Annotated in this window: 10 protein-coding genes and 1 pseudogene; 7 read left to right on the forward strand and 4 right to left on the reverse strand. The window is 64.3% G+C overall.

All coding sequences use genetic code 11. The features are described from left to right. Positions 1 to 68: 68 nt before the first annotated feature. Genes E8M84_RS20490 through E8M84_RS20510 form a run of 5 tightly spaced genes read left to right on the forward strand, consistent with a single transcriptional unit; the run spans position 69 to position 4,296 of the window. Entirely contained in the window at positions 69 to 971 is a 903-nt protein-coding gene (locus E8M84_RS20490) for a carbohydrate ABC transporter permease (RefSeq protein ID WP_205914647.1), read from the forward strand. A gap of 1 nt (position 972) precedes the next feature. Then, positions 973 to 1,935 (forward strand): carbohydrate ABC transporter permease, encoded by a 963-nt coding sequence (locus E8M84_RS20495; protein WP_137113112.1) that lies wholly within the window; start codon positions 973 to 975, stop codon positions 1,933 to 1,935. Continuing rightward, positions 1,932 to 2,144: a hypothetical protein gene (locus E8M84_RS20500; protein WP_137113113.1), complete on the forward strand. Its 213-nt coding sequence runs from the start codon at positions 1,932 to 1,934 to the stop codon at positions 2,142 to 2,144. The genes E8M84_RS20495 and E8M84_RS20500 overlap by 4 nt, the downstream gene beginning before the upstream one ends. Continuing rightward, the gene (locus tag E8M84_RS20505) at positions 2,144 to 3,235 is read left to right on the forward strand and encodes an ABC transporter ATP-binding protein (protein ID WP_137113114.1); all 1,092 of its coding nucleotides are present in this window, start codon (positions 2,144 to 2,146) and stop codon (positions 3,233 to 3,235) included. Before E8M84_RS20500 ends, E8M84_RS20505 begins: the two co-directional genes overlap by 1 nt. Next, a complete protein-coding gene (locus E8M84_RS20510; protein WP_137113115.1) occupies positions 3,235 to 4,296 on the forward strand; it encodes an ABC transporter ATP-binding protein in 1,062 nt (353 codons plus the stop codon). The genes E8M84_RS20505 and E8M84_RS20510 overlap by 1 nt, the downstream gene beginning before the upstream one ends. A gap of 70 nt (positions 4,297 to 4,366) precedes the next feature. Here E8M84_RS20510 and E8M84_RS20515 read toward each other — a convergent pair whose 3' ends face one another. Genes E8M84_RS20515 through E8M84_RS20530 form a run of 4 tightly spaced genes read right to left on the reverse strand, consistent with a single transcriptional unit; the run spans position 4,367 to position 8,150 of the window. Continuing rightward, positions 4,367 to 5,332 carry a hydroxyacid dehydrogenase gene (locus tag E8M84_RS20515; protein WP_137113116.1) on the reverse strand — a complete coding sequence of 322 codons (966 nt, stop codon included), beginning with the start codon at positions 5,330 to 5,332 and terminating at the stop codon, positions 4,367 to 4,369. A gap of 3 nt (positions 5,333 to 5,335) precedes the next feature. Next, positions 5,336 to 6,025 (reverse strand): FadR/GntR family transcriptional regulator, encoded by a 690-nt coding sequence (locus E8M84_RS20520; protein ID WP_137113117.1) that lies wholly within the window; start codon positions 6,023 to 6,025, stop codon positions 5,336 to 5,338. A 17-nt stretch (positions 6,026 to 6,042) separates the two neighbouring features. Beyond that, positions 6,043 to 7,209, reverse strand: a complete 1,167-nt coding sequence (locus E8M84_RS20525; protein WP_137113118.1) for a mandelate racemase/muconate lactonizing enzyme family protein — start codon at positions 7,207 to 7,209, stop codon at positions 6,043 to 6,045. A 53-nt stretch (positions 7,210 to 7,262) separates the two neighbouring features. Next, on the reverse strand, positions 7,263 to 8,150 hold the full coding sequence (locus E8M84_RS20530) for a sugar phosphate isomerase/epimerase (RefSeq protein ID WP_137113119.1): 888 nt from the start codon (positions 8,148 to 8,150) through the stop codon (positions 7,263 to 7,265). A 245-nt stretch (positions 8,151 to 8,395) separates the two neighbouring features. On the opposite strand from E8M84_RS20530, the gene E8M84_RS20535 reads away from it, so the two are divergent. Continuing rightward, on the forward strand, positions 8,396 to 9,253 hold the full coding sequence (locus tag E8M84_RS20535; RefSeq protein ID WP_137113120.1) for a sugar phosphate isomerase/epimerase: 858 nt from the start codon (positions 8,396 to 8,398) through the stop codon (positions 9,251 to 9,253). Positions 9,254 to 9,284: 31 nt separating this feature from the next. Further along, positions 9,285 to 9,625, forward strand: a pseudogene (locus tag E8M84_RS20540) (sugar phosphate isomerase/epimerase); the annotation flags it as partial.

The following is a 9,625-nucleotide window of genomic DNA, read 5'->3' on the forward strand; positions in this document are numbered from 1 at the left end:
CGACCCATTCGGCGATGGGCGCCGCGATCCGGCGCCCATCGTTTTCTCAAGATGCAGGATGACGTACCGTGGCAGACGTGATGACCCGGCTGGAGCCTGATACGCGCGCGGCAGCGCGCGGGCTGTCCGACCTTTCGATCCGTAACTTGTTCATCATTCCCACGATCGCGTTCCTGATCATCTTCAACGTCTTTCCGCTGATCTATTCGCTGTACACCGCGTTCACCGATTATCGGGCCTCGACGTCGGCCCCGGCGAACTGGATTGGCCTGGGCAATTTCCGCGAATTGCTGAACGACCCGAACATCTGGCGGAACTTCACGATCACGGCGAAGTATGTGGTGATCTCGGTCACCGGGCAGGTCTTCGTGGGCTTTGGCCTGGCGATGCTGCTGAACCGGCCGATCCCGCTGAAGGGGCTGATTACCACGCTTCTGCTGCTGCCGATGATGCTTTCGCCAGCGGTTGTGGGGCTGTTCTGGAAGCTGCTGTACGACCCGTCCTTCGGGATCATCAACTTCTTCCTGGGCCTTGGAAAATTCGAATGGCTGGCCGATCCGCAGATGGCGCTGTGGGCCGTGGCCATCGTCGACATCTGGATGTGGTCGCCCTTCGTGATGCTTCTGTCGCTGGCCGGTTTGTCGGCAGTACCGAAGCACCTGTACGAGGCGGCCGAGATCGACCGCGCAGGGCCGTTCTACACCTTCTTCCGCATCACCCTGCCACTGGTGGCGCCGATCCTGATGATCGCGATCATTTTCCGCACGATGGAGGCGTTCAAGACCTTTGACCACGCCTACATCCTGTCGACCCAGCCCACCACGGAACTGATCGCGATCCGGCTGTACAAGATGGCCTTCCTGGAATGGCAGACCGGCATGTCTTCGGCATTCGCCTACATCGTGCTGATCGTCGTGGTCGCGATCACCAACATCTACGTCAAGTATCTGAACAAGGCGAAGGCGCGCTGAGATGGCCGAGGTCAAGACAAAAGGCGAGGTGATCTTCAACCGCGCCGCTATCGTTGCCGTGCTGATCGCGCTGGTCATCATGCTTACGCCGATCTTCTGGATCGGGGCGACGGCCTTCAAGCCTCGCAACCTTGCGACGACGGCGCCGCCGACGGTGTTCTTCGAGCCGACGCTGTCGCCCTTCGCCAAGCTGTTCACCAAGCGCAGCCAGCTGCGCGAGCCGGTGGACGAAGCGACCTATGCCGCAGCGCCCTGGTGGGAGCAGCTGATCTACGACGGCGGCGAAAGCGTGGTGCGCAACAAGAAGACCGGCGAGGCCACGTCCTCGGGCTATGGCAACCGCTACATGAATTCGCTGATCGTCTCGATCATCTCGACCTTCCTTGCGGTGTCGATGGGGACGATCACGGCCTACGGGTTTTCAAGGTTCAGGGTTCCGGGAGAGCAGGACTGGCTGTTCTTCATCCTGTCCACACGGATGTTGCCGCCCATCGTGGTCGCGATACCGATGTTCCTGATGTACCGGGCGGTCGGGCTGTACGACACGCATGTCGGCCTGATCATCCTTTACACCGCCTTCAACCTGTCCTTCGCGGTCTGGATCATGAAGGGCTTCATCGACGAGATCCCGCGCGAGTATGAAGAGGCGGCGCTTGTTGATGGCTATACCCGCCTGCAGGCCTTCCGGAAGATCGTCCTGCCCGAGGCGCTAACTGGCATCGCCGCGACTGCCGTGTTCTGCTTCATCACCGCCTGGAACGAATATGCTTTCGCGTTGATGATGACCTCGCGCAATGCGCAGACGGCACCGCCCTATATCCCAAGTCAGGTCGGTTCGGGCCTGTCGGACTGGACAGTCATCGCATCCGGCGCCTTCCTGTTCCTGTTGCCGGTGGCGATCTTCACCTTCCTTCTGCGCAACCACCTGCTGCGCGGCATGAGCTTCGGAGCAATCCGCAAATGACCTTTCGGGAAATGAACTCCAAGTACTACGAACCCGCCGCGCAGTGGACGATGATCTTCGGGGTCATCTTCCTGTGCCAGCCCTGGGTCGAGGTGCTGCACCGCTATGGGCTGACGATCATCATCATCGGGTTGGTCGCGTTCCTGATCACGTCGCATGTCCCGCCCGAGCCTGAGGCCGAAGAAGAAGAAGAGGAAGAACTGGTCTGATGGCACGGATCGAGCTTAGGAATATCCAGAAGTTCTTCGGTGCCGTTCAGGTGCTGAAGGATGTGAACCTGACCATCGAGGACGGGGAATTCGTGGTCATGCTGGGCCAATCGGGCTGCGGCAAGACCACCACTCTGCGCGCGATTGCCGGGCTGGAGACGGTGTCGTCGGGCACGATCAGCATCGACGGCAAGGAAGTGCAGGACCTGCGGGCGGCAGACCGGGACATCGCATTCGTGTTCCAGTCGTTCTCGCTGTACCCGCACATGACGGTGCGCGAGAACATCGCCTTCCCGCTGCGCGCCGTGCGGATGAGCCAGTCCGAGCTGGACGCAGCCGTCAACGAGGTGGCCGGGGTGCTGGGCATCGAGCGGTTCCTGAACCGTAAGCCCTCGGCCCTGTCGGGCGGCGACATGCAGCGGGTCGCCATCGGTCGGGCGCTGGTGCGGCGGCCTAAGGCGCTGTTGATGGACGAACCCATTGGCGCACTGGACGCCAAGCTGCGCGAACAGATGCGGGCCGAGATCAAGCGGCTGCACATCTCGCGCGGGTCGACCTCGGTCTATGTGACGCATGACCAGATCGAGGCGATGAGCCTCGCCGACCGGATCGTCGTGATGCACGCGGGCCTGTTGCAGCAGGTCGGTGCGCCGGAAGAGGTGTACAACCGCCCGGCGAACCTGTTTGTGGCGCAGTTCGTCGGGTCTCCGGTGATGAACGTCTCGGATATCGCGGTCGAAGGTGGTGCGGGGGCGGCGGTGCTGTCCTTTGGCAAGGGCACCAGGTTGCCGGTGGCCGGGGGCCATGTCGGCCATCTGCCCGGTCAGCGGCCGGTGAAGCTGGGAATCCGGCCCGAAGCGGTGCTGTTGCGGCATGCGCCAGAGCCGGGGTTCGTCGAGACGGAGACCACGAACATCGAACCGCTCGGCTCGCACGAGATCGTCGATGTCCGGCTGGGGGATGCCACGCTGCGGGCACGGGTCGAACCCGGTTTCGTCGGTGACGGGCAGAAAGTCTGGGTCGGGATCGACCCGGAGCGGGCCCATTTCTTCGACGGGGAATCCGGCATGGCGCTGCGGAGGACGGCCTGATGGCACGGATTGAACTGAGTGGAATCAACAAGAGTTACGGCGCGTCGCGGGCGCTGCGTGATCTGAACCTTGTGGTCGAGGATGGGGAGTTCTTCGTGCTGCTGGGCCGGACCGGCGCGGGCAAGACCACGACGCTGCGGATGATCGCCGGGTTGGAGAAGCCGGACACCGGATCGGTCAGCATCGGCGACCACGATGTCAGCGGCTGGACGGCGGCTGAACGCGACGTGGCGCTGGTGCTGCAGCAATACTCGCTGTATCCGCGCCTGACCGTGCGGGGGAACCTGGAGTTTCCGTTGCGCGCGCCAGGGCGGAAGTTTTCCGACGCCGAGATCAAGGCGCGGGTCGAGAAGGCTGCCACGACGCTGCAGATCACCCATCTACTGGACCGCAAGGTTGAGCGCCTGTCGGGCGGCGAGATGCAGCGGGTGTCGATCGGACGGGCCATCGTGCGGCAGCCCTCGGTCTTCCTGATGGACGAGCCTTTGTCGGCGCTGGATGCCAAGCTGCGCGAAAGCTTGCGGGTGGAGCTGAAGAAGCTGCACAGCGACCTTGGCGCGACGTTCCTGTTCGTGACGCATGACCAGGTCGAGGCGATGTCGATGGGCGACAAGATTGGCGTGCTGCGGCAGGGGCGGCTGGTGCAGGTCGGCACTCCGGCAGACATCTACGAGCGTCCGCTGAACACCTTCGTCGCCCGGTCGGTCGGGTCGCCGCCGATGAACCTGATCGACGGGCGATTGAGCGGGGGGATGGCCGACCTCGGCAAGTTCCAGTTGCCGGTCGCGGCCAATGCCAGGGGCGAGGGCGCGGTGACCTTCGGCATCCGGCCAGAGAACGTGGTGCTGGCCCCGGGTGCGCCCGGCGAGGCGCGGATCTTCGACATCGAGGATCAGGGCGTTGTGAAGATCCTGGTGATGGACATGGGCGATGCCCGTCTGCATGTGACGGTTCCAGCCGGGACCCATGTGCAGCGCGACGAGGTGGTGCGGTTCGGCTGGAAGGCCGACCGGGTGGTGACCTTCGACAAGGAGAGTGGCGCGAACCTGGCGCTGGGTTGACCCGGACACAGGGAAAACGGGGCCGGGCAACGTTGTCCGGCCCCGCGCGTTTCCAGTGCCAAAGGGAGGTTCAGCCCGGAAACCGCTTGCGATACAGCGGAAGGACGTCGGGGTTGCAGAGGTTCACCGGCGGGTCGCCCTTCAGAACCAGTCGGGCCTCTGCCACGACGCCCTGCCCCATCCGCAACATGCTTTCCTCGGTGATCCCGGCCATGTGCGGGGTGAGGATGACATTGGGCAGGTGCATAAGAGGATGGTCTGGCGGCAAAGGCTGGGTGTCGAAGACATCCAGCGCCGCACCGCCGAGGTGGCCAGACGCCAGCGCCCGGATCAGCGCATCTTCGAGGACCAGCGGGCCACGGGCCACGTTGACCAGGATAGCGCCGGGTTTCATCCGGGCCAGGGCGGCTGCGTCGATCAGGCCGCGGGTCTGGTCGGTCAGCGGGGCGCAAAGGACGACGATGTCGGCGCGGGTAAGGAGATCGGGCAAGGACACGGCTTCGACCCCGGCCTCAGTCACCGGGCTGCGGGTGTGGACGAGGACCGGCATGGCGAACCCGTGCTGCGCGATGCGGGCCAGGGTGCGGCCGATGTTGCCAAAACCGACAATGCCCAGCGTCCGTCCGGAGAGTTCGCGGCCATGGTCGGAATGGGCGCGTGCAGCGGCCCAGCCATTGGCATGCAGGTCGCGCGTGACTTGCGGGTTTCGGCGCAACAGGGCCATCGCCGACCAGATCGCGTGTTCAGCAACCGTCACGGCGTTGGCGCCGGGAACATTGGCGACCAGCACCCCGGCGGCAGTCGCCTCATCCACCTGGATCATGTCGAGACCCGCGCCGTGCCGGATCAGCGCGCGCAAGTTGGCCTCACGCGTGGCGATGCCAAGGGGGATCGGCGCGCGGACCACGATGATCTCGGCCCCGGCACATTCCTCCGTGATCGCTTGCGCAGTGGGGGACGACGCCACCCGATAGTCGCCAAGCGCCTGGAGGTCTGCGGTAACCTCGGGGTGCAGCGGATGAGTCGAGAAGATCACCGGTCAGGCTTCCGTTGCCGGTTCCAGAAGCTCGGTCCAGTAGCTCATCGCGCCGCGCAGGTGCGAGACCATCAGCGCGGAGGACAGCGCGGAATCGCGGCGCTGCAGGGCCTCGAAGATCTGGACGTGTTCCTCATGCGAGCGGCGGTTCCGTTCGGGGCTGCGGAAGTAGAGCTTCAGGCGGTTGTGGCTGAGTGCGTAGAACGAAGTGCAGATGTTCAGGAAGATCGTGTTCTGCGTGGCGCGCACGATTTCCAGGTGAAACTCCTGGTCCAGTTGGTCCAGCCCCTCGCCTGCCTGCAGCCGCGCCTCGGACCGGTCGAGGATGTCGCGCAGGCGGGCGAAGTTTTCATCCGTCGCGCGCGAGGCGGCGAGTTCGGCGGCCTTGATCTCGTGGATCTTGCGGACCTCGACGGCCTCGAAGATCTGGCGGTTCTCCAGAGGCAGGCCGAAGCGGGCAAAGAAGGACATCGCTTCGATCCCACCGGAGCCGCCGTTGACGTAGATGCCCGACTTGGCGCGGCGTTCGATGACCTGCATCGCTTCGAGAATGGCGAGCGCCTCGCGGACCTGACCGCGGCTGACCGAGAAGTGCTCGGCAAGATCGCGTTCGGACGGCGCCTTGCCATCGTTCTTCCGCGCGGCCTCCATCAGGAAGGCGGTCAGTGTCGGAAGAAACTCTTCCTGTTGCATTCCTGGTCCTCGAAGCATCAGTTTCTGGCGTAGCGTGCGATCATTTCCGTGTCCATCTCAAGCCCGAGGCCTGGGCCTTCGGGGACGGCGATCATGCCATCAGTAACGACAACAGGCGCACGCGACAGGTTGTGGATCATCGGGTTCGCGCCCAGTGAGAATTCGACGATATAGCCCGCCGGGGCGGCGGCGAGGACGTGGAGACCGGCAAAGAAGCAGGGTGCCCCGGCCCAGAGATGCGGGGCGAGCCGCAGGTTGAAGGACGAGGCGAGCGCGGCGATCCGCATCGCCTCGGTGATGCCGCCGCAGAAGGCGGGGTCGGGTTGCAGGATGTCGGCGGCGCGGTGGGCAACAAGGGACGCGAAGTCGAACCGGGTGCATTCGGATTCTCCGACGGCGACCGGGATCATGGTCGCGGCGCGAAACTCGGCCAGGCCCCTGTGGTCGTCGGCAGTGACCGGCTCTTCGAACCAGGCGAGATCGCAGTCTTCGACGAGGGCAGCAAAGCGCTTGGCCTCGGCCACGGTGTAGGTGCCGTGTGCATCCACCATCAGTTCCACATCCGGCCCCAGCGCCTTGCGCGCGGCGCGGACCCGGGCGGCGGAGACATGCGGCCGGTCATCCATCGAACCCACGCGCATTTTGACCGCGCGGAAGCCGCCGGCGTCGATGTAGGATTGAAGTTGAGCGCCGATCCCCTCGGCATCAGCCCAGCCACCCGAGGCGTAAGCGGGCAATCGGTCAGCCGTTCTCCCGCCCAGTAACGCCGAGATCGGCTGATCCAGCGCCTTACCGCGAATGTCCCACAGCGCGATGTCGATGGCGCTGATCGCGGCGATGGTCAGACCGCGCCGCGCCAGTTCGGGCAGGGGATGGCCGCGCGTGGCCGAAGCCTTGGCGCGACTGCCGTTGTACAGGTCCTCCCAGATCGCGGTGATCTGACTGGCATCGCGCCCGATCAGGCGCGGGCCGAACTCGTGGTTCAGAAGATGGACCAGCGCGGCATAGTCCCCGGCACTGCCCGCGGCATTCTTGCCTTCGCCCCAGCCGATGATGCCATCCTCGGTCTCGATCCGCAGGATGGCCGCGTCAAAGGTCCGCAACCGGCCAAAGTCGCTGACGTGCTGGCGGGCTTCCTCGATCGGAATCTGCACCCACCAGGCCTGAACCGTTTTGATCCGCATCCAGAGAGGTTCCTTCCATTGGGGGCGGCGCGTTCAGCACCGCCCGCGCCGGTTCACTTGATCAGCGGCAGAATGGTTTCGGCGGTGATCCGCATCTGATCAGCGTAGAACTTCTCGGTCAGAAGGCTCGACCCGTGGTCCTGGATGAACTTCAGCTGCTCGGGCGAGATGTCGACGGGGTTCTTTTCCACCATGTCGGGGTAGATCGCGGCGGGCGTCCGGTCCACGGGGGCAACGAACTCGTTGGTCAGCGCGCCATCATAGCCGATCTCGCGCAGGGTGGCGACGATCTTGGCCCAGTCGAGATGGCCGAGCCCCGCAGCAAAGCGGTTGTTGTCGGCGATGTGGAAGTCGAACAGGCGCTTTCCGGCCAGGCGGATGGCGTCGTAGATGTTCGATTCCTCCATGTTGAGGTGATAGGCGTCCAGGCAAACGCCGCAGTCCGGGCTGACCGCATCGGCCAGCGCCAGGGCCTGGGCGCAGCGGTTGAAAAGATAGGTCTCGAACCGGTTCAGGGGTTCCACGGCGATGCGGACGCCGACTTTCTGCGCATGGGCAAAGCATTCGCGGGTGGCATCGACCACCCATTTCCATTCCTCTTCCGGGGTGGCGTCGGGTGTGACCTTGCCCACGGTCGCCGGGACCAGCGTCAGGATCTCGCCCTCCAGCTCCGAAACCATGGTCAGCACCGATTTCACATAGTCGACCGAGCGCGCGCGCTGGCCTTCATCCTTGGCGGCAAGGTTGCGTTCGCCTAAGGTCAGCGTCACCGCACCCCAGCAGCGCATGCCGTTGTCCTTGAGCAGCTTCAGGGTATCCTTGGTGTTGTACTGCGTCGGCTCGCCCGAGATTTCGATGGACGAATAGCCGTATTGCTTGATCCGGCGAACCGTGGTTTCCAGCGGTTCGGCCCGCATCCAGTTGTGTGTCGAAAGATGCATCTTTCCTCCCTGAAGGTCGTTGCCTGGAGAGGGGTTCCAGGGCGCCCTTATCCTATTCTGGTTCGACCAGATTGCGCCGCTTTGCGCTGGCGGTCAAGCGAGTCGCAGTGCGGTTTCGGCGCGCGATGCCGATGCGGCAGCCATTCTGAAGCGTATTGGCGATCCCTTTCGCGAAGTGCAAGAACAGGCTGGCAAGAGGGCGTCGGCTTTGGTAAGACCAGATCAGACCAGTTTCGGGGGCCACGATGAAGATCGGTATGTGCATGTTCCTGTGGACGACAAGGGTCGGTCCCGAGCATGAGGCGCTGTTGGCGGACATCCGAAAGACCGGGTTCGACGGGGTCGAAATTCCGGTCTTTGAAGGGCAACCGGCGGACTACGCCGCCCTCGGTCGCGAGCTCGATGCGCTCGGTCTGGCACGCACGGCAGTGTCGGCAATCGGGGACCCGGGCCTTGACCTGATCTCGCCCGATCCGGCGGTCCGGCAGGCCGGCGTGGACCGGATGCGCTGGGTGCTCGACTGCACCGCGGCGCTGGGGGCTGACAGGGTGTCGGGACCGCTGCATTCTGTGCTTGGGCAGTTTTCGGGACAGGGTCCAACGGCGGACGAACTTGCCCGCGCGACGGACAGCCAGCAGCAGATCGGCGAACATGCGGCGAGTGTTGGTGTGACGGTGGGGTTGGAGGCGCTGAACCGGTTCGAATGCTACCTTCTGAACACGATGGCCGATCTGGCGGCCTTCGTGCGCCGGGTCGGGCATCCGAACATCAAGGCGATGTATGACACGTTCCACGCGAATATCGAGGAGGCCGATCCGATCGGCGCGCTGACCCGGAACCGGGCCGAGGTGGTTCATATCCACCTGTCCGAGAATGATCGGGGCGTGCCGGGGCGCGGCAACATCCCCTGGGCCGAGACCTTCGCGGCGATCAAGTCCATCGGCTATGATGACTGGCTGACAATCGAGGCGTTCGGGCGCGGCCTGCTCGATCTGGCGGCGGCGACAAAGGTCTGGCGCGACTTTGCCGAAAGCCCGGAAGCGGTCTATCGCGACGGTTTCGCGCATATTGCCCAGCATCTGAGAGATATTGGCCTGCGCTGAGGCGGCGGGCGGAACCATGGGAGGGATTGAGATGAAGACGATGAAGGGTCCTGCGCTTTTTCTGGCGCAGTTTGCGGGGGATGCGGCGCCGTTCAACTCGTGGGGGTCGATCACCAAATGGGCGGCAGATTGCGGCTATGTGGGGGTGCAGGTGCCATCTTGGGACGGGCGGCTGTTTGACCTGGACAAGGCGGCCAGCAGCAAGGCCTATTGCGACGAGGTGAAGGGCATCGCCAGGGACGCGGGGCTGGAAGTGACGGAGCTGTCGACCCACCTGCAGGGCCAGTTGGTCGCGGTCCATCCGGCCTATGACACGGCGTTTGACGGCTTCGCGGCCCCTGCCGTGCGCGGCAATCCGAAGGCCCGCGCCGA

The organism is Rhodobacter sp. SY28-1, assembly GCF_005222785.1.
Lineage (GTDB): Bacteria > Pseudomonadota > Alphaproteobacteria > Rhodobacterales > Rhodobacteraceae > Tabrizicola.